Raw genomic sequence first — 20,903 nt, 5'->3', positions numbered from 1 at the left:
CGCATGTCCACTCGAGGTGAGCTCTTCGACCCGATCTTCGGTTCGGAGCGTGTGCGAGACGAAGTGTCCGACCGGGCCTGGGTGACCACGATGCTCGAGGTCGAGGCCGCGCTCGCGCGCGCCGCGGCGTCGGTGGGCGTGATCGACGCCGCACACTGCGGCGCCATCGAGCGATCGGTGTCCGAGCTCGCCGCACCCGGCGGAATCGACATCGTCGAGCTGGGCCGCTCCGCGGTGAACGGCGGCAATCCGGTCATCCCGCTGGTCGGACTCCTGCGCGAACGGGCAGCGACACACGGTGTGCCGGGCGACCAGGTCCATCGCGGTGCCACCAGCCAGGACATTCTGGACACCGCGCTGGTCCTGCTGATCCGGCGTGCGGGTGCGGTGGTACTCGAGGACCTGACCGCGGCCGCCGACGCCGCAGCCGAACTCGCCCGCCTCCACCGGACCACCCCGATGGTGGCCCGAACGCTTGGCCAGCAGGCACTTCCGACGACCTTCGGTCTGCTCGCGGCCACCTGGTTCGTCGCGCTCGACACCGCGACCCGCCGCGTACGGTCGGCGATCTCGTCGCTGCCCGTCTCGCTCGGAGGCGCCGCGGGTACGCTGGCCGGCCTCCACCCCGAGGGTCTGCGGATCGCCGACGCACTGGCAGACGATCTCGGGCTCGCCCGTGCCGGCCTGCCGTGGCACACCGATCGAACGGTGGTCGCCGACGTCGCGACGGCGTTCGGGCTCGCGGCCGGTGCGATGTCGAAGCCGGCCACCGACATCATCGCCATGGCCTCGACCGAGTTGGCCGAGGTGTCCGAGAACGATCCCGGCGGATCGTCGGCCATGCCCCACAAGCAGAACCCGACGTCGGCGATCACGGCACGCGCATCCGCTCGTCGCGTCCCGGCACTGGTCGCCACCGTGCTGGCGAACACCGATCACGAGTTCCAGCGCGCAAGCGGGGCGTGGCATGCCGAATGGGAGACGGTCACCACGCTTCTGCGCTGTACCGGTGGCGCCGCGTGCCGACTCTCGGGAAGTCTCGGCGGTCTCGTCGTGCACCCCGACGCGATGGCCCGCAACCTGGAGATCACCGGTGGCCTCATCCTCGCCGAACGGGTCACCGCGGCGATGTCCACCCGAACCGACCGGGCCCGGGAGATCGTCACCCGCGCAGCGAGATCCGGACACCGGCTGGACGAGGATCCCGAGGTGACCGAGCACCTGAGCGCCGTCGAACTCGAGGAACTGACCGATCCCGCCAACTATCTCGGTCATGCGGCCGACCTCGTGGACCGGGCACTGGCCGCACGCAGCGGAGGACCGTCGTGACAGTCGAACTCGACCACGCAGATCTCGGCGACCCGGCCGCTCCCCCGGTGGTCCTGCTCGGCGCACTCGGCACCGACCTGACGGCCTGGGAGCCGCAGATCGCCCCGCTGTCGGCGCGCTTCCGCGTTCTGCCGGTGGACCTGCGCGGCCACGGCCGTTCACCCTCGCCCGCGGGGCCGTATTCCATCGCCGAGATGGTCCGCGACGTGCTCGCGCTGATCGACGCGAACCGCATCGAGTCGACACACGTGGTCGGCGTAGGACTGGGAAGCGTTGTGGGTCAACGTCTTGCGGCGCAGCACCCGACGCGGGTGCGCACGCTGACACTCGTGGACACCTCGCCGACACACACACCGGCCGACGAGTGGGCCGAACGAGCCCGGACGGTCCGCACCGGCGGGACGGAGGCCATCGCCTCGCAGGTTGTCGCGAGCTGGTTCAGCGAGGGGCTGCAGGCGAACGATCCCGACCTGGTCCGCCACCACCGGGGAATCGTTGAGAAGATGCCGGACGAGGGCTACGCGGCCTGCTGCGACGCCCTGTCCGCCTGGGACGGCGGCCGGCACGACCGCGCCCGTATCGTGGCGCCGACCCTCGTGGTGCGTCCCGGCGAAGAGTTCGCTCCGGCTCATGAACCAACCACGACATGGCCTTATGAGATCGCCGGCTGCGTGGTGCGTACCGTCGGCGCCTGCGGCGAACTCGCCAACGTCGAACAGGCCGGGCAGGTCACCGCGCTGCTCATCGAGCACCTGTCCGCGTACTCACGGGCCACCGTCGAGACCGGCATGCGTATTCGACGCGCCGTGCTGGGCAACGCCCATGTGGACCGGTCCATTGCCGAGAGCACCGAATTCACGGCACCGTTCCAGGATTTCATCACGCGCACCGCGTGGGGGGACGTCTGGTCCCGTCCGGGACTCGATCATTCCACCCGGCGGTTGCTCACCCTCGCGATCCTCACCGCGGTCGGCAACGAGCACGAGCTCGACATGCACATCAGGGCCGCACTTCGGGCAGGCACCGATCCGGAGGATCTCGTCGAGGTCTTCCTGCACACCGCGGTGTATGCCGGCGTCCCCAACAGCAACCGCGCATTCGCTTTGGGGAAGAAGGCGATCGCCGATCTCGCGGCCGAGTCGCCGTGAGGCCGTGAGGCCGTGACGCGCACCGCGCCGGAGGTCACGAATCGAAGACCTGCTGGGCGACCTTCATCGCCGACAACGCCGCCGGCGCACCGCAGTAACCCGTTGTGTGCACGATCGCCTCGACGATCTCGTCGCGGGTGAGGCCGTTGTTCAGCGCACCCCGCACATGACCGGCGAGTTCTTCGTGTGCGCGCAACGCGGTCAGGATGCCGATGTTGAGCAGACTGCGGTCACGGCGTTCGAGTCCCGGCCGATTCCACACGGCATCCCAGACGTGTTCGGTGACGAATTGTTGCAGCACAGCCGATTCCGTACCGTCCGTACGATCGAGTGCGCGGTCGACGAAGTCGTCGCCCATGACCTCCCGCCGGACCGTCAGACCATCGTCGAAGGACGCCGAGACATTTTCGAAGCTGCTGTCAGACATGAGCACATCGTCGCAGACCGGGCGTGACGATCACCGGCCCGGGGCGGTATGGACCGGCGGCAGAACAGATCACACCCGGAGCCTGCCGGTCAGCAGATGCGCTTGATCCAGGAGGAGATCACCCATCTCGCGGATGCGATCCGGCCGGAAGCGGGTCTCGACACCGGTGAGACTGAGCGCCCAGGCCGGCCGGCCGGCCCGATCGAAGACCGCGGCACCCAAACCCCAGCTCCCCTCGACGAGCAGCGCGGGGTTGACCGCGTACCCCCTCGCGCGGGTGGCTTCGATCCGGGCGGCGATGGCGCCGCCGGAATGCTCCGGACCCCAACTCTTCTCGAGATCGACCCGCGCCAGATAGTCGTCGATCTCGCGCACCGGGAGGTGGCTCAGGATGGCCAGACCTGCCGACGCCACCCCGAGGGGAAAGCGCACACCCTCGTGCAGCACGTGTGACCTCAGCGGAAAGCTGCCCTCCTCGCTGAGGACGCAGACCGTCTCGTCCCCTCGCCGCGCGGAGAGGAACGCGCTCTCGCCGGTCTCCCGCGCCAGCCGACCCACGATGTCCCTGGCCTGCTCGCTGATGTCGTACCTCCCCGCAGCGCCGGCGCCGAGCAGATAGAGCTCCGGCCCCAGGGTCCACCGCCCGGTGACACGGTCCCGATCGATGAGCCCCTGATCGGCGAGAGACACCAGCAGACGATGTGCAGTGGGCCGGGCAAGCGATGTCGCCACGGCGAGCTCGGTGGTCGACGCACCCGTCGGTTCCGTCGCGCCGACCGCGCGCAACAGGGCACCGATCCGCGCGACGACGTGCGGCCCGGGAGCGGCTGGTGCGTTCATTCAGTGAACGTACCGCACCTGGATGCTCGCCATGCGAGCACTTCTGTGCTGTTTGGCGTTCCCTATTGAGCAGTGCCACACCATCGTTGTTGACTCATGTCCACACAGACGTTGTCTGCGGATCGGACAGTGAGGAGACATGGTGTCGTCGAAGGTGTACGAATCGGTCGCGGAGGCCGTGGCCGATGTTCACGACGGGGCAGCCTTGGCAGTGGGTGGCTTCGGGCTGTGCGGCATCCCCGATGCACTGATCGACGCCCTCGCGGACTCGGGGGTCTCGAATCTCGAGGTGTTCTCCAACAACTGCGGGGTCGACGACCACGGACTGGGAGTACTGCTGTCCCTGGGGCGTATTCGCCGGGTCACCGCCTCCTACGTCGGTGAGAACAAGGAGTTCGCACGCCAGTACCTCTCCGGCGAACTCGAGGTGGAACTCACGCCTCAGGGCACGCTCGCCGAACGACTACGAGCGGGCGGGTCCGGAATCCCGGGCTTCTACACGCCGGCCGGCGTCGGCAGTCCCATCTCCGAGGGCGGGCTGCCGTGGCGGTACGCCGCCGACGGATCGGTCATCGTGTCCTCGCCGCCCAAGGAGACGCGGGTCTTCGACGACAAGCGGTACGTCTTCGAGGAGGGCATCACCGCCGACTTCGCCCTGGTGCACGCCGCGGTCGGCGACACCGACGGCAACCTGGTGTTCCACAAGTCCGCGATGAACTTCAACCCGCTGGCGGCGATGGCCGGGAAGGTGACGATCGCGCAGGTCGAGAGGCTCGTCGAACCCGGCGAGATCGACCCGGGTGCAGTCCATCTCCCCGGCGTGTACGTGCAGAGGATCGTTCACACCGGCCCTCAGGACAAGAGGATCGAGAAACGCACCGTCAGAACACCATCCACGCTGGACCACACGACCTCCACGGATCCGGACCCGGCCCCGGACACTGACACGGTCGGCTGGACCCGCCAGCAGATGGCGGCCCGTGCCGCGGCGGAGATGATCGACGGCGAGTACGTCAACCTCGGCATCGGTCTGCCGACGCTGATCCCGGCCCACCTGTCCGCCGGCGTCCGGGTCACCCTGCACTCCGAGAACGGAATCCTCGGCACCGGAGACTATCCCGGCGACGACGCCGTCGACCCCGACCTGATCAACGCGGGCAAGGAGACGGTCACCGTCAACAACGGCGCGTCGTTCTTCGATTCGGCCCGCTCGTTCGGGATGATCCGCGGCGGTCACATCGACACCGCCGTGCTGGGCGGCATGCAGGTGTCGCGCACCGGCGACCTGGCGAACTGGATGGTCCCCGGCAAGATGGTCAAGGGCATGGGCGGGGCGATGGACCTGGTCCACGGGGCCTCCCGCGTCATCGTCCTGATGGAACACACCGACCGCGCCGGTAACCCGAAAATCCTCGACGACTGCACGTTGCCGCTGACGGGTCAGGGCGTCGTCGATCGGATCATCACCGATCTCGGCGTCATCGACGTCGAACGCGACGGGATTCTCACGCTGCGCGAACTCGCGCCCGGCGTGAGCGTCGAACAGGTCGTCGCGGCCACCGGCACCGACCTGCGGATCGAGCTCGATCCGCCGGCCCAGACCTGACCCAAACCCACCTCCGCTGGACAAGCGCACCCAGAATCTTTGAGTGCGTTTGTCCATGCGTGGTGGGTTTGCGAGACCTAGATCGGCATCAGGAAGTGCTTGCGCGGGGTCTTGAGGACCTCCTTGTCGCGCAACTGCGCCAACGCCTTTCGCAGCTGCAGGCGGGTCTCGGCGGGTTCGATCACCGCGTCGACGTAACCTCGCTCGGCCGCCAGATAAGGCGTGGCCATCATGGTGTTGTAGAAGTCGATGAACTCGCGGCGGACCTTGTCGGCCTCGGCGGCCGAGAGTCCCTCGGTCTGGCGCCGGGTCAGCACCGCCGCGGCGGACTCGGCACCCATGACCGCGATCTTGGCGGTGGGCCAGGCGAAGTTGATGTCGGCACCGAGGTGCTTGCTGCCCATCACCGCGTACGCGCCGCCATAGGCCTTGCGCAGTACCACGGTCACCTTGGGGACGTCGGCTTCGACGTAGGCGTAGAGGAACCGGCCCGAACGGCGGATGGTGCCCTTCTGCTCCTCGGCGAGGCCGGGAAGGATGCCGGGAGTGTCCACCAGGAACACCAGCGGGATGTTGAAGGCGTTGCAGATCCGCACGAAACGCGTTGCCTTCTCCGAGGAATCGGTGTCGAGCACACCCGACATCACGCTCGGCTGATTGGCGACCACACCCACCGAACGGCCGTCGACACGCGCGTAGCCGGTGATGATGTTGGGGGCGAACAGCTCTCCGACCTCGTGGAAGGCGCCGTCGTCGAAGAGCCGGATGATGATGTCGTGCATGTCGTAACCGGCATTGTCGTTGTCCGGCATGAAGTCGTTGAGTGCCAGATCCGACTCGGTGATCTCCGGTTCGAGTCCCGGGTTGATCACCGGCGGCCGCTCGTAGGCGCTCGACGGCATGTACTGCAGGTACTCGCGCACCCAGTCGAAGGCGGCCTTCTCGTCGACGGCCACGTGGTGGATGTTGCCCCACCGGGCCTGGTTGTGGGCGCTGCCCAGATCCTCGGCGGAGATCTCCTCGCCGTTGACCTGCTTGAGTACGTCCGGGCCCGTGACGAACATGTACGACTTGTCCTCGACGGCCACCAGGATGTCGGTGTTGGCCGGGGTGTAGACCGCGCCGCCTGCGCACTTGCCCAGGATCACCGAGACCTGCGGTGCCAGACCGGAGAGCAGGTCATTGCGCCGGCCCATCTCGGCGTACCAGGCGAGGGAGGTGACCGCGTCCTGGATGCGGGCGCCGGCCGAGTCGTTGATGCCGACCATCGGACACCCGATCTTGCCCGCCCACTCCATCAGCGATGCGACCTTGCGGCCGAACATCTCGCCGACGGTGCCGCCGAACACCGACTGGTCGTGTGAGAAGGCCGCCACCGGGCGTCCGTGCACCAACCCGTGTCCGGTGACCACGCCGTCGCCGTAGCCGCTGTCGGCGGCGCCCGGCATCTTCGCGAGCGCGCCGATCTCGACGAAGGTGCCCGGATCGAACAGCATGTTCAGACGCTCACGCGGAGAACAGATCCCCTTCGCTGCGCGCTTGGCGAGTGCCTTCTCGCCTCCCGGTTCGCGAGCTGCTTCCAGCTTCTGGCGGAGATCGGCGAGCTTGCCTGCGGTGGTGTCAGTCACGGTCCTTCACTTTCTACGCGACCCAGTGTCTCGTAACCGGCATCTCGTCACCGGCATCTCGTCCAGCACGGTCTCCCGAGCCCGGCGTCCCCGGCTCATCTCTTGTCCAGCCGGCCGAGTCGGGTGGCCAGGTCGGCGCCGATCTTGGCGATGTAGGGCTCGTCGACGATCGACAGGTGGTCACCACCGATGTGGATGATCTCCAGGTCGTCGACGACCTCGCCCCATCGCCCGTCCTCGTCGATCTCGGCCCACTGGGGTTCCAGTTCGATGGCGCCCGCGTGCATCTTGTCGGCGCGGTAGAGGACGACCTTGCCGTCGTAGGGCTCCGGCGTGATGCTGCTCAGCACCCGGTTCTCGATGAACGAGGTCCGCTGGTGTTCGATGATGCCGCCGGGGATCTTGGTGCCCGACATCGACATCATCTCCATGATGATCGCGAACTGGCCCTCGTCGTCGGCCTCGACGAGCCGATCCATCGGGATCGGGACGTCGGGGTCCAGGTCGTAGTTGCGGATCGCGAAGTCTTTCCAGCGCTCGAGACGAGCCCGCTTGGTGTCGGGGGTCTCGGTCATGTCCTCGCGCGGGCGCACCACGTCGATGAGTCCGACGAAGGCGACCTCTTCACCCGCCTCACGGAGCACCTGGGCGACGCCGTAGGCCAGCGCCCCGCCGAACGACCAACCGACGAGCACATACGGACCGTGCGGCTGGAGCTCGCGCAGGCGCGGGATGTACTCGCGCACACGGTCTTCGATGGAACCCTCGACACCGCGGTCGAAACCGATGACCGGCCGGTCCGCGGGCAGTCGCTTGAGCAACGCCTCGTAGGCCGAGGTGTTGCCGCCCGCCGGGTGGAACAGCAGGATCGGGGTCGGATCACCGGCGGTCGGGTCGTAGACCTTCTTGCCCTCGGGCACCAGGCGCAGGTAGCGCAGGAAGCCGTCGGTCGAGGCGCCCGCATCGAGGTGCTCGCGAACGTAGTTCGACATGTCCTCGATCGTCTCGGAATCGAGGATGTCCTCGACGTCGATGTCGCCGCCGGTCCGCTCGTTGAGCCGATCGGTGAGCTGCTGGGCCATCTCCTCCGACAGCACCGGCAGCTTGTTGAAGATGCCGCCCGCGGACGTCTTGGTGACCACGGCGTACGTACCGAAAGTGAGGCGCTCGGCCGCATCTCGCGGCGGGACGTCCGATCCCGCCGCCTCGGCGACGGCCTTCTGCGAGGTGATGTCGGTGGCAGGCTTCGCCGCCGCTGAGGTATCCGGCGAGGGGGCATCCGGCGAGGTGGCATCCGGCGAGGTGCCCGGAGAGGTGGCGACCGCCTTCTCGACGTCCTCGACGTCCCTGGCGACCTCGAGCTTGCGTTCCGGGGACTGCTCGGGAGGCTGATCGCCGGTCTCGGCGGGCACCTTGTCCGACTCACCGGCCGACGTGGATGTCTCGCCGCCCTGGGAGTTCTGCTCGTCGATGTAGGCGTTGAGCGCCGCGGTGTCGAGTTCGCCACCCGCGGCGGCGTTTCCGGCGAGATCGTCCAGCTGGTCGCGATGGGTCACCGCGAACTCGACGAACTTCTCGACGTCGGCGAGGTTGGCCTGACGCATCGCCTGCAGCTGGAGCTGCGGGATGTCGAACTCGTACTCGACGCGGTTCTTGATGCGCACGGCCATCAGCGAGTCGAGACCGAGTTCGATGAGCGGGATCTCGCGTGGCAGATCCTCGGGGTCGTAACCCATCGACTCACCGACGATGATCGCCAGGCGATCGCCGACGCTCTGACCCGACTCCGGGTTCCACTTGTTGCCGATGTCGTCGACGATCTCGTCCTCGACGACCACCTTGTCGTCGGCGAACACCGCCGCACCGCTCTCCGGCTGTGCCGCAGGCGATACCGAGACCGAATCGCCGGTCTCCTCGAGGTCGCCGGTGACCACGGCCTCGAACAGGAGCCGGAAGTTCTTGTCGTCGCGGGCATGCACCGTCACCGACGCCCCACCCGGATGCGGACTGAGTGTCGTGGTGACGGTTCCGGCGGTCGGGATCTGGCCGTGCGCAACCGCCGCGCCGACGCCCGCATTGTTCAGAACCTGTGCGGCAGCTGCGCGCACGAGTTCTCGGGGGTCGGACACCGCGGCGGCGTTGACCTCCCAGGCGTGCCGGCCGTCGGGCAGCGCGACATGCGAGCCCGGCACCTTCCCCGCCGAGCCGCCCGAGGACAGGTTCGCGGTGAGCCAGAACTCCTTGCGCTCGAACCGGGTACGCGGGATGGCGGCGAAACCACCCGTGCCGAACAGCGAGGCGACGTCGACCCGGTGGCCGTGGACGTACAACTTCATCAGCGCGTTGACCAGACCGAAGCTCTCGTCTTCCTTGCGACGCAGTGTCTCGATCAGTTCCGCGTCGTGCAGTCCGGCCGAGAACGTCACCGCGGCAACGGAGATGAGGACGGCCGGGTTCGGCGAGAGCTCCAGGAAGGTACGGTGCCCGTTCTCCACCGACTTCGCGATCGCCTGGCTGAACCACACGCTGTGGCGCAGACCCTTGGTGAAGTAGTCGATGTTGTGAACCGGCTCGTGACCCGGACGGTAGAACACCTCGCGGTCGACCGAGCTGTAGAAGCCGGTGGTCGGTCGCTGCGGCGTGATGCCGGTGAGCTCATAGGCGAGTTCACCGAGCAGCGGGTCCATCTGCGAGGTGTGGCTCGCACCCTTGGTGGCCAGCTTGCGGCCGAGCTTGCCCTCGGCCTCGGCGCGTTCGACGATGGCGTCGACCTGTGACTCCGGCCCGCCGATGACGGTGTGGGTCGGCGCGGCGTACACGCAGATCTCGAGGTCCGGATAGTCCACGAGGACGTCGTTGATGTCCTCGGCGCTGTATTCGACGAGCGCCATCAGGCGGATGTCGTCGCCGGCCAACATAGACTCGCCCTCGCCCATCAGGCGCGACCGCTGACAGATGACGCGGGTCGCGTCCTCGAGCGAGAGTCCGCCGCTGATGTAGGCAGCCGACGCCTCACCCATCGAATGCGGAACCAGCACACCGGGTTCCGCGCCGTGATGACGCAGCGTGTCGGCCAGTGCGACCTGAATGGTGTAGATGCCGACCTGGCTGGCCTCGATGCCGTAGGTCTGCTCGTCGTCGACGAACATCTCCGCGATCGAGTAACCGAGTTCGTTCTGCACGAGCTCGTCGACGCGGTCGACGTACTTCGCGAAGATCGGGTTCTCGGTGTAGAGCTGTTTGGCCATCTTGCGGTGCTGCGAACCGAAGCCCGACAGCAACCACACCGCAGATGCCGAGTCGGGCGAATCCGACACGTAGACAAGCGGATTGCTCTTGCCGTCGGCGACCGCACGCACACCGGCGACGGCGTCGTCGTGCGTGCGTGCCATCACGACCGCACGCGAACGGCCGTGATTGCGGTGCGCGAGCGCGCGGCCGATGTCGGCCAGCGGGGTCGCCCGCCCCTCGTCGGATTCGAGCCACTCGAGCAGGTCGGCGGCGGTCTTGCGACGACGCGACGGCAGGAAGCCCGAGATGACCAGCGGCACAACCGAACCCTCGACAGCGCACGGCGCGAAACCGTCGGCCGGGTCGGTGGCGACTTCCTCGACGACGGGGGCGTCGTCCTTCGCCTGCGCGGCGAGCACGGCGCGCTCGGCCTCGGTGAGGTAGGCGTCGTCGTCATCGTCATCGGCTTCGAGGGGCGCAGCCGGCACAGCGGGCTCGGCCGGCAGAGACTGCGAGGCCGGCGCGAGATCACTCGGCAGCACCTCGCGGACCACGACGTGCGCGTTGGTGCCGCCGAAGCCGAATCCGGAGACCCCGGCGACGGCGTGCCCGGAATACCGCGGCCAGTCGGTGGCCTCCGGGATCACCTTCAGGTGGGTCTCGTCGAACTGGATGTAGGGGTTGGGTCCGCTGTAGTTCCGCGAGGCCGGGATCTTGTCGTGCTGCATGGCCAGGACGAGCTTGGCCAGCCCGCCCGCACCGGCCGCAGACTCCATGTGGCCGTAGTTGGTCTTCACCGACCCCAGCAGCACCGGCGTGTCGGCGGTGCGGCCGCGACCCACGACGCGGCCCAACGAGTCGGCCTCGATCGGGTCGCCGAGGATGGTCCCGGTGCCGTGCGCCTCGATGTAGTCGACGGTGCGCGGGTCGATCGCGGCGTCGAGGTAGGCCTTCCGCAGCACCTCGACCTGTGCCTCCGGATTGGGCGCGGGCAGACCGTTGGACCGGCCGTCGGAGTTCACGGCGGAACCGGCGATCACCGCGAGGACCTTATCGCCGTCGCGGCGGGCGTCCGACATCCGCTTGAGCACGACGAGCCCGCCGCCCTCGGCGCGGATCATGCCGTCGGCATCGGCGGAGAACGCCTTGATGTGACCGTCCGCCGCCTGCGCGCCGATGCTGTCGAATCCGAGGCTGGCGGCGGGGTTGATGATCATGTTGACACCGCCGGCCAGCGCGACATCGGACTCACCGGTCCGCAGGCTGCGCACCGCCTGATGCACGGCCACCAGCGACGACGAGCATGCGGTGTCGAGCGCGATCGACGGGCCGCGGAAGTCGTAGAAGTAGGAGACGCGGTTGGCGACGATGGCCGTGGAGGTGCCGGTCAGCGCGTAGGCGGCGGTGTCCTGGGCGCCCTCGCCCAGGCCGAGCGTCGCGAGTAGCTGATAGTCGTTGGTCGAGGTGCCGATGAACACGCCGACGGGTTCGCCCTTGAGGTCACTGGGCGGGATGTGCGCGTGCTCGAGTGCCTCCCACGTGAGTTCCAGGGCGAGCCGCTGCTGCGGGTCGACCATCTCGACCTCGCGCGGACTCATCTGGAAGAAGTCGGCGTCGAACGACCGCACGTCGTCGAGGTAGCCGCCCTTGGTGTTGGCCGACTCCAGGATCTCGGCGAGCCGCGGATCGGACCGGAACTCGGTCCAGCGATCCTCGGGCAGCTCGGAGATGCCGTCGACGCCACCGATGAGCGCCTCCCAGGTCGACTCCGGGGTGGTACCGGACTTCGGGAAGCGCGTGGCCAGCCCGACGATGGCGATGTCGTCGTCGGCGCTGCGCTCGCGCTGCCAGAAGGTGTCCGAGTCGCTCTCGAGGCCCTCGTCGGGATCGCCTTCGATGATGCGCTGGGCGAGGTTCGCGATCGTCGGATGGTTGTAGACCACCGTCGCGGTGAGGATGACACCGGTCTTGTCCTCGACGTCGGCGGCCAGCGCGACAGCGTCACGCGAGGACAGACCGAGTTCTTCCATCGGACGGTCCACGTCGATCTGGCCCGCCGGGACGCCGGTGGCCTGCGACACCCACTCGCGCAGCCAGTCGCGCAACTCGTCGACGGAGAGATCGCCGGCCGTCTCGCCCGGAGTCGCCTCGGCGGCCGCCTCCTGGCTTGCACCGTCGACGGAACCAGTTGCCTCGGATGACGGATCGGCGGGCAGATCGGTGCCGCGGGGTTCGTCGGTATTCAGTTCAGACATTGCATCCAGACTATCGTTCTCTCCGGCACCCGAACCGACGCCGGGTGATTGTTGTCGACGCCGACCACCACGTCCGCGAACGCCGCCCGTGGCGCTACTGCGCGTCCGGGAACGCCGTCTGCTTGTATCCGCCTCGCAGGCTGCCGTCGATGTAGGCGGTACGCGCGGCGCGGCGGGCGATCTTGCCCGACGAGGTGCGCGGAATGGAACCCGCCGGGACCAGCAGGACGTCGCGAGCCATGACGCCGTGGCGCTGGGCGATGGCGGCACGCACGGTGTCGGCCACCTCCTGCGGATCGGCCTTGCGACCGGGTCCGCGCTCGGCGACGATGACCAGCTGCTCCGACGCGTCGTCGGCGTCGGGCTTGAGCCCGCTGCCGGCGAATTCGAAGACCTCGGCGGGAAGCTGGTTGGCCGGCACCGAGAACGCGGCGACGAAGCCGGGACGCAGCGCGTCGCTGGACTCCTGCGCGCTGAACTCGAGGTCCTGCGGGTAGTGGTTGCGTCCGTCGATGATCACCAGGTCCTTGACCCGACCGGTGATGTAGAGCTCGCCGTCGAGCCACACGCCGAAGTCGCCGGTGCGCATCCACATGGCGTCGGCGGGTGCGCCGGCGGAGTGGCTGTTCTCCGGGAGCGGGGTGGCGAGCTTGTTGTGGAACGTCTCCTCGGTCTCCTGCTCCTTGTTCCAGTAGCCGGCGCCGATGTTGAGACCGTGCAGCCAGATCTCGCCGACCCGGCCGTCGGGCTGTTCGGCCGCGGTCTCGGGATCGACGATCACCGCCCACTGGCTGACCGCGACCTGGCCGCACGACACCTGCGCGACCGCGTTGGGCGCGTCGGCGTCGACCAGGGTGAGCTGACCCGCGTTGAGGTCCTCACGGTCGACGTAGATGACCTTGGCCTCGTTCTCGCGCTTGGTGGCGGACACGAAGAGGGTGGCCTCGGCCATGCCGTAGCAGGGCTTGATCGCGGTCTTGGGCAGCCCGTAGGGCGCGAACGCGTCGTTGAACTTCTTCATCGAGCTGACGGTGACCGGCTCGGAACCGTTGATCAGGCCGATGACATTCGACAGGTCGAGGCTCTCGCCCTCCTTCGGCAGGCCACGCGCGGCGGCATGCTCGAAGGCGAAGTTGGGAGCCGCGGCGTAGGTCTCGGCACCGTCGGTGACGGCGGCGAGTTCCTTGATCCAGCGACCCGGGCGGCGCACGAACGCCTGCGGGCTCATGATCGTGATGTAACGGCCGCCCAGCGCGGGCAGGATCACGGTCAGCAGACCCATGTCGTGGAACATCGGCAGCCAGGTGACGCCGCGGGCGTTCTTGCCGATCTGGATGGTGTCGGAGATCTGCAGGACGTTGGCCGCCACCGCCTGGTAGGTGATCTCCACACCGGCCGGGACGCGCGTCGAACCCGACGTGTACTGGAGGTATGCCACGGTGTCGCGGTTGTGGTCACGGCCGGCGACCGGGGCCACCCAGCTCGAACCCACCGAATCGGGCACCGCGTCGACGGCGATGACGCGCGGACGCTCCTTCGCCGGCAGCGGCGCGAAGAAGTCGCGCACGGCCTCGGCGGACTTGGTGGAGGTGAGGATCGCCGTCGGCTTGCAGTCCTCGAGGACGGCGTGCAGACGATCGGTGTGGCCGGGCTCGTCGGGCGAGAACAGCGGCACGGCGACGTTGCTGGCGTACAGCGCGGAGAAGAAGCCGATCACGTACTCCAGCGACTGCGGCGCGAGGATGGCGACACGATCGCCGGGTTTGGTCACCTGCTGCAGGCGTGCGGCGACAGCGCGCAGGCGCTTGCCGAACTGCGCCCAGGTCAGGTCCTGGGGCTCGCCGTCGCGCTCGCGGCTGTAGTCGATGAATCGGTACGCCAGCGTGTCGCCCTGGTCGCGTACGTTCTGTTCGACATAGTCGACCAGCGTCGCTTCCTCGGTGAAGGAGATGTTTCCCGACTCATCGAGGAAATCTTCGAGTTCAGTCTTCAGCATTCATTACTCCTGTGGCCCCCTCGTGGACTCCCCCACGCGAGCCAGCCTGTCGGTTGAGGGTCGTGCGTGACACCACCGAACCAAACCTGCCATCCACGTCCTGTGCCGACCGCGGGACACGGTAGCGCACGTCCAGTTACCCAACGAAAAACTTGTGATAGTTCTGCTCAGTTTCGCAAAAGCGCACGTCGTCCCTCGACGCGCGCCCCCGGGTCATTCACCCGTCATCTCGGGAGTTGCCTCTCGAGACCGACGGCCATCCTACTCCCCCTTCAATTGCGCCAGCACAGGCGCAAAGGCATCCATCTGCGTCGGGAAGACCCCCACGTAGGACATGCCGGTGCGACGCCGGACCTCACGGATCTGATCCGCGATCTCCTCGAAGGTCCCCATGGCCAGATACGGCGAGGACAGCACGTCGTCGACGGTGAACTCGGAGTCACGCGCGATGTTGGGCGGGTAGCCCTGATCGAGCGCCTTGAGCGCCATCTCCGCGGTGGCCACCCGGTCGTCGGTGATCACGATGACGGCGATGGTCCAGTTCAGCTCGATGTCGTCGAACCGGTCACCGGCGGCCTGGCGGATGCGGTCGACCCGCTCGGCGGTCTTCTCGATGGTCATGTCCGACAGCTTCATCTTGCCGTCGGCGGTGGTGCCCGGCGCCACGGAGATTATGTCGGCGTGTTTGGCGGCCAGGGCCAGCATCTTGGGCCCGCCACCGCCCACCGCGATCGGCGGACGGGGTCCCTGCCGCGGCCGGGGGCTGCCCTCGAGACCGTTGATCTGGTAGAACTCGCCGTCGAAGTGCACGGTCTCGCCACGCATCAGGCCGTCGAGGACGGTCAGCGCCTCGTCGAGGCGGCGGATGCGGACGCCCGGCGACTCGAACTCGATTCCGGCCTTGTCGAACTCCTCTTTCATCCAGCCCGCGCCGATGCCGAGCTCGAGGCGACCCTTGCTCAGCACGTCGATCGTGGTGGCCTCCTTGGCCAGCAGCGCCGGGTGGCGCCAGCCGTTGGCCAGCACCGAGGTGGCCAGACGGATCGTGCTGGTGGCCTGCGTCAGAGCGCCGAGTGCGGCGATCGGTCCGACCTGATTGCCGAGGTGGTCCGGGATCGCGAACGTGTCGTAGCCGTACTCTTCGGCGGTCTGTGCGAGCTTGACGAACTTGCGGGCCCCGCCCTCGTCCTTGTTGCCCTCACCACCGGCGCCGAACCTGAACTTGCGCAGGCCGGATGAGGTGCCGCCCGCATCGGTCGGGGGTTGCGTCATCGCCGTCCTCTCCTCATGCACGCCGCCGTCGAAGGTCGAACCTCGCGGTGTCCGCGTCGAGCGCCCGGTGATGCCCGGGCCAGCCCAACACGTTAATGCAGCGTGACGGCACCGCCAAACAGGTGCGTCGATGCCGAGGCTTCGCCGGTCACCGGCGGGTCGGGCCGGAGCCCGAGCGCGACGGCCTCAGCTGTGCTTCGGCTCGGGAGCACCCTCGATGACGCCCTTGGCCCAGTCGTACATCCACTGCGTCGCGCTCTGCCCGTCGTTCTCCCAGTACCGCGTGGTCGCGTACATCGCGTGAATCGGGTTCGACGCGGCATTGGCCAGCTTCGACACCCCGACGAGCGGATTGGTGATCGTCGGCGAATCACAGATGAGATCGCCTGGCGCACAGATCGACTGGACACGGTCGCGCAGCTCGCCGAAACCGCCGTTGCGCGGACCGGTCATCGAGATGCCCGGCACCAGGTTGCCCATGCCACCGAGGGCGATCTCGGCTCCGACGCCGTCGGGGCTCGGCGCGATGTCGTTCTGCTCACCGGACTGCCGGCGACCGTCGGCGATGAGACCGACCCCCAGGACGAGGTCCTGGTCGCCCTCGTCGAGGACGCCACGACCGTTGCCGATGTTGCTCGCGAGGTCGCCCGCGATGACCGCGCCCTGGCTGAAGCCCATGATCACGTACCCGGTCAGCGGGCACCGCTTGTTGGTGGCGATGATCTTGCCCGCCGCGCGTTTGTAGCCCTGGGTGCGCGAGACGTTGTAGTCCTCCTGCCGGTCCCCGAGATTGGTGGGATTCCGGAACTGCGCGACGTAGGGGACCGTGTAGATCTCGGTGCGCGAGGAGTCGAAGTCGTTCGACAGCGCACGCGAGACCCGCAGCATCAGCGAGTTCGGGTTCGACGACGGCGAGTACGGGTCGTCGTCGGCGCTGGATTCCCAGGTTCCCGGGATCACGACGGTGAGGACGTCGGGACAGTCCGCGGGTTGCGCTTCGGGTCGTTCCTTCGACGGCGGGGTCGACGACGGACCTCCCGGCCCGATCGGTGACGGACCGGGCGCCAGCCACACCAGGACGAGCACCACGATGAGGACGATCGCGATGACCGCGAGCGCGAGCAACAGCAGGGTGAATTTCCCGATCCGCCGGGAAGGGCTCTTTCGGGCACGGGCGGGTGTTCGGCGGGCGGGGCCCGGGGATGAGCGTCGAGCGTTCACGTCAGCAGTAGTGCTGTTCTGCCGCGCGGATCACCTTGTCGGCCTTGACGTTCGCCTCGTCGACGGTCTTTGCGCCCGGGCCGACGGAAGCGGTGACGAAGGCCTTCACCATGGAGGGATCGGTCCCCTTCTGCTTGGCGCCGCAGACATACTTCGCCATCGTCAGGGCCACCGAGTTGTCGCTGTCGCCCATGAACGTGACGTTCTGTTGCTTCAGCGCGGCGAGGTAGGCGCGGGCCTTGTTGTCGAGCGGGGCACCGCTGGGCCCGGGGAAGCTGGCGGGCACCTTGGTGCTGGGGTTGGGTCCGGTTTCGGGCAGGTCGGATGCCTTGTTCGACGCTGCAGGCGTCGCGTCCGCCGACTCGGCGCCCGACGCACTCCCCGCGGACTCCGCCGCCGAGTACAGCGAGGTGGTGGTGACGGGATTGTTCGTGATCGGTGCACTCGCCGTCGAGTCGTCCGCGCAGGCCGCGACCGACCCGAGCGCGAGTGCGAGACCCGTCACGGCCAACACCAGCCGGACACTCTTCGTTCTCATCGCCACTTCCTGCCGAACCTTTCGGGTCGAGATTCCCCCACGTCCGCCGAAGACTCTCCCGGCGGGACCTACCATCCGACCCCGTGACGGGCCGATCGCGATGCAGACCGAAGCCTGTATCGCATGCCCCGCCAGGCTACCGTCCGACGCGGCCACTCCCGGGCCACTCACCGGCACGACCTGCGTGAACACTCCGATTCCTCAGCGAAGTTTCAGGCCGCGCACACCTGGGGTCGAGTTTCGGCGCCGGGAACGCCCGATACGCCTCGGACGCTCCCGGCCACCGGGTGATCACTTCAGGACTTTGGTGCCGTCCTTGGCGGTCCAGGTGATGCGGCCCTTCTCGAAGTAGTTCACGCGTCCCTTCCCGTCGCGGGTGGGCAGTTCGTCCGAGGTCGGCTTGCCGAGGCGTCCGGCCGGACCGCCGGCGGCCACATAGGCACCGCCGATCGCGCCGGTGACGATCTTGGGCCCCTTGGGTCCGGTGAACATCCGGCCACCGGCGAAGTCCTGGGCCTTGCCGCCGGCCACCGCGTACGACGGGGTGAGGCAGCCGCCGAGGGTGGACTTGTTGCCCTCCCAGACCTTGCGGAACGCGCCGTCGACACGGCAGGCCACCTGATCGCGGGACAGGCCCAGTGCCGCCGCTGCCTGCGGCCACGCCTGGATCATCTCGAACTCCCAGTACGGCCATGTGTGCGTCCCCGAGGGCCGGTAGACGGCCTGTCCGGGGATGCCCTTGCGGTTCAACTGGATCGCGAACTGCTGCGAGGTGACGCGGCTGAGCATCTCCAGACCCACCCCGGAGTAGTTGGTGGCGAGCATGGGGATGTCGGATGGCTTGTCGTGCGGACCGACCATGCCGTTGCCCGAGGAGACGTACAGGCTCGTTCCCTGCAGCTTGTCGGCCATCAGGTAGGGGTCGTGCTCCTTCCACGCCGGATCGGTGGGCGGGCCGAACATCTTCATGGAGTCATAGCCGCCACCGTCGCGGACCGCGAACTGGATCGCCTGCGGCATACCGAAGGAGCTGAGCTGCAGGATGCCGGAGAACGACGCCGCGAACTTGTAGAAGCCGGGGTTTCGGGCGGCGAGCATCATCGCAGCCGAACCGCCCATCGACAGGCCTTCGATGCCGCGCACGTCGGTGGAGCGCCAGTCCTTCTCCACGATGGGCGGCAGCTCCCGCATGAGGAACGTCTCCCACTTGTAGTTCTTACCGCGGTCGGGTTCCTTCCAGTCGGTGTAGAAGCTCGACTCGCCACCGATCGGCAGGATGACGTTGACGTTCTTGTCCTTGTAGAAGTCGACGATCTTGGTGTTGATGATCCAGCCACTCTGATCGTCCTGCGCGCGCAGACCGTCGAGCATGGTCAGCTGCGGGAACTTCTCCTTGGGCTTGGCATGCCAGTCGCGTGCCAGCAGGATCTGCACCTGGATGTTGGTGTTCATCGACGGCGAGTACACCCACAGCGCGACCCGACGGTCGGTGTACCAGTACGTGTTGGTCACCTTCGCCGGTTGTGCGGCAGGAGCCGGGGCGGCGGGTGCACGCGAGCTCGGCGGCGCGGGCGCGGGTGCGCTCGGTGACGCCGGTGGCGCGGCGGGGGCCGGCGGGGCTGCGGACGGCGGGGGCGCCGGGGCCGGTTCCGGATCGGCGCCGGCGAGACCCTGCCCGACCACCAGCCCGGCGACCGTCAGGATCGCCACCAACGCGGCCGTCATCGATCGCAGGCTCGGACCCCGGCCGGTCGAACGCGCCCTCGGGCCGCGCACCGTCTGGGCGTCCACCGTCTGGGCATCCACCGATCGGGCACCGATCGGTTGTGCACCGCTGTTTCGCCGCATCACTCTCCAGAACTCCTTCGCCCCTGTACACCGACGTCGGTCGCGTCGCGACCGACTTCCCTCAGTCACATCCGCATCACCAATAACAAACGCCTCAGGAGTTTCTTACACGGCCGCGGGGCGTCGTGTCCGAACGCCACGCTGTGACACGTGGGATTCGTGTGACAGTTGATACCAACTGTGGGCGGCTCGCACAACCGCCCCCGCCCCCCAAAACCGCCCTCCAGGGCGCGTCCTCCGCCCATATGCCGCTCGAACTCCGCCCAAGGGCGGTTTCCGGTGCCCGTCTCGTTCGCAGAGCGTGCATACGACGACGCCCCGCCCGGGAAAACCCGGGCGGGGCGTCGAATCGCCGAAGATCGGCGGTGTCTCAGATCAGCGGAAGAATCCGCGGTTCTTGGCGTTCCAGACCATGTCCTGCCAGTAGCCCCAGGCGTGGGTGCCGTTGGCGTAATAGGTCATGACCGGCACACCCTGCACGAAGGCGGCGGCCTCGAAGGCCTTGGACTGTGTGAAGGCGAGAAGCTCGAGGGTGGAACCCTTGAACAGGTCGTCGAACACGTTGGGCAGCGCGTTGTACTTGCCGAACAGTCCGTTACCGGAGCCGACGAACAGCTTCATGTCGCGCATCAGCCCGATGTTCCAGAAGGGATCGTTCTGGAACCAGCGGATGCTCCAGGGCGGGCCCCACATGGCGTCGATGTTCCACGGCTTCGGGTCGACGTCGAGCATCGCCAGGCGCAGCGCGGTGCGCATACCCGGGGCGCTCAGGAAGTTGTAACCCGACAGCGAGCCCGCACGGTCGAAGTGCTGACGGTTCTGAGCGCCGAGCACCAGCGCAGCGTTGCCGCCCATGGACAGACCCATGATGGCGTAGCGCTTCGACGGGCCGACGCGGAAGCCGCGCTTGTCCAGCGAGTTGATCAGGGAGCGGCTGATGACACAGTTCCAGCGGTACCGGTAGGGCTGCCGGTTGAAGTTGCTGGGCGCGTCCCAGTCGGTGTAGAAGCTGGCGGGTCCGCCGATGGGCTGGACGACGTTGACGCCGGACTTCACCATCTCCTGGATGTTTGTGTTGATCTCCCAGCCGCTGTAGTCGTACTGGGCGCGCATGCCGTCGAGCATGATGACGGTCTTGTAGTTGCCGGGGCGCTTCCAGGCGCGGACCTTGACATCGGGCATACCGCAGCCGTTGACCCAGAACTCCTGCTTGCCGACCTGCGTCCCGCCGATGCGGGCGTTGGCCTGGCCGGCGACCACACCGGTCAGCCCGATGACCGTCAGGATGGCGACGAATGCGGCGATCAACCGGTTGCTCATCCGGCTGCGCGCAGGCCTTGGCGCCTGAGTGACAGCTTCACGCATGTACAGAATCTCCCTTTTCAGCCGATCGACCGGGGACCTTTCCGGTCCCGCACCGTCCATCGATCTTTTGTGCGTCACACATCTTTCGTCCCCCGGCGTTGTGCGCGCCGCGACGTCGATTCGGCGAGTCGATCTCGCATGCGATTCACCGTCGGCGAGCCTATGCGATGCCCCCGAACGTGACAAACCTTGTGACTGC

The 20,903-nt window shown here is 67.7% G+C and carries 13 protein-coding genes; 3 read left to right on the top strand and 10 right to left on the bottom strand.

Annotated features, from left to right (window positions below; all coding sequences use genetic code 11):
* Positions 1-3 precede the first annotated feature (3 nt).
* Entirely contained in the window at positions 4-1,329 is a 1,326-nt protein-coding gene (locus tag H1R19_RS00990; RefSeq protein ID WP_219850339.1) for a lyase family protein, read from the top strand.
* Positions 1,326-2,477 (top strand): bifunctional 3-oxoadipate enol-lactonase/4-carboxymuconolactone decarboxylase PcaDC, encoded by a 1,152-nt coding sequence (gene pcaDC / locus H1R19_RS00985; RefSeq protein ID WP_219850338.1) that lies wholly within the window; start codon positions 1,326-1,328, stop codon positions 2,475-2,477. Before H1R19_RS00990 ends, pcaDC begins: the two co-directional genes overlap by 4 nt.
* 34 nt (positions 2,478-2,511) lie before the next feature.
* Here pcaDC and H1R19_RS00980 read toward each other — a convergent pair whose 3' ends face one another.
* Together H1R19_RS00980 and H1R19_RS00975 are read right to left on the bottom strand one after the other, a co-directional pair.
* Positions 2,512-2,904 carry a carboxymuconolactone decarboxylase family protein gene (locus H1R19_RS00980; RefSeq protein ID WP_188330771.1) on the bottom strand — a complete coding sequence of 131 codons (393 nt, stop codon included), beginning with the start codon at positions 2,902-2,904 and terminating at the stop codon, positions 2,512-2,514.
* A 69-nt stretch (positions 2,905-2,973) separates the two neighbouring features.
* Entirely contained in the window at positions 2,974-3,744 is a 771-nt protein-coding gene (locus H1R19_RS00975; protein WP_188330770.1) for an IclR family transcriptional regulator, read from the bottom strand.
* A gap of 142 nt (positions 3,745-3,886) precedes the next feature.
* Here H1R19_RS00975 and H1R19_RS00970 point away from each other — a divergent pair, with 142 nt between their 5' ends.
* Positions 3,887-5,350, top strand: a complete 1,464-nt coding sequence (locus H1R19_RS00970; protein ID WP_244970825.1) for a 3-oxoacid CoA-transferase — start codon at positions 3,887-3,889, stop codon at positions 5,348-5,350.
* Positions 5,351-5,427: 77 nt separating this feature from the next.
* Here the strand turns inward: H1R19_RS00970 and H1R19_RS00965 are convergent, their stop codons facing one another.
* The 8 genes from H1R19_RS00965 to H1R19_RS00930 all read right to left on the bottom strand — a co-directional run bounded on the left by H1R19_RS00965 (position 5,428) and on the right by H1R19_RS00930 (position 20,704).
* Positions 5,428-6,978 carry an acyl-CoA carboxylase subunit beta gene (locus H1R19_RS00965; RefSeq protein ID WP_188330768.1) on the bottom strand — a complete coding sequence of 517 codons (1,551 nt, stop codon included), beginning with the start codon at positions 6,976-6,978 and terminating at the stop codon, positions 5,428-5,430.
* Positions 6,979-7,073: 95 nt separating this feature from the next.
* On the bottom strand, positions 7,074-12,464 hold the full coding sequence (gene pks13, locus H1R19_RS00960) for a polyketide synthase Pks13 (RefSeq protein WP_219850337.1): 5,391 nt from the start codon (positions 12,462-12,464) through the stop codon (positions 7,074-7,076).
* A 94-nt stretch (positions 12,465-12,558) separates the two neighbouring features.
* Positions 12,559-14,460: a long-chain-fatty-acid--AMP ligase FadD32 gene (fadD32, locus tag H1R19_RS00955; RefSeq protein WP_188330766.1), complete on the bottom strand. Its 1,902-nt coding sequence runs from the start codon at positions 14,458-14,460 to the stop codon at positions 12,559-12,561.
* Positions 14,461-14,721: 261 nt separating this feature from the next.
* Positions 14,722-15,732 carry an LLM class F420-dependent oxidoreductase gene (locus tag H1R19_RS00950; RefSeq protein WP_188330765.1) on the bottom strand — a complete coding sequence of 337 codons (1,011 nt, stop codon included), beginning with the start codon at positions 15,730-15,732 and terminating at the stop codon, positions 14,722-14,724.
* 186 nt (positions 15,733-15,918) lie between these two features.
* Positions 15,919-16,863 carry a cutinase family protein gene (locus H1R19_RS00945; protein WP_223205483.1) on the bottom strand — a complete coding sequence of 315 codons (945 nt, stop codon included), beginning with the start codon at positions 16,861-16,863 and terminating at the stop codon, positions 15,919-15,921.
* A 91-nt stretch (positions 16,864-16,954) separates the two neighbouring features.
* Positions 16,955-17,491, bottom strand: coding sequence for a DUF732 domain-containing protein (locus H1R19_RS00940; RefSeq protein ID WP_188330763.1), 537 nt, complete (start codon positions 17,489-17,491; stop codon positions 16,955-16,957).
* Positions 17,492-17,782: 291 nt separating this feature from the next.
* Positions 17,783-19,216 carry an alpha/beta hydrolase-fold protein gene (locus H1R19_RS00935; RefSeq protein ID WP_372632145.1) on the bottom strand — a complete coding sequence of 478 codons (1,434 nt, stop codon included), beginning with the start codon at positions 19,214-19,216 and terminating at the stop codon, positions 17,783-17,785.
* A gap of 498 nt (positions 19,217-19,714) precedes the next feature.
* Positions 19,715-20,704 (bottom strand): alpha/beta hydrolase, encoded by a 990-nt coding sequence (locus H1R19_RS00930; protein ID WP_188330761.1) that lies wholly within the window; start codon positions 20,702-20,704, stop codon positions 19,715-19,717.
* Between the last annotated feature and the right edge of the window lie 199 nt (positions 20,705-20,903).

This window comes from Gordonia jinghuaiqii (assembly GCF_014041935.1).
GTDB lineage: Bacteria > Actinomycetota > Actinomycetes > Mycobacteriales > Mycobacteriaceae > Gordonia > Gordonia jinghuaiqii.
The sequence above is the reverse complement of the archived record's forward strand: the minus strand, read 5'-3'. Positions and strand labels throughout refer to the sequence as shown.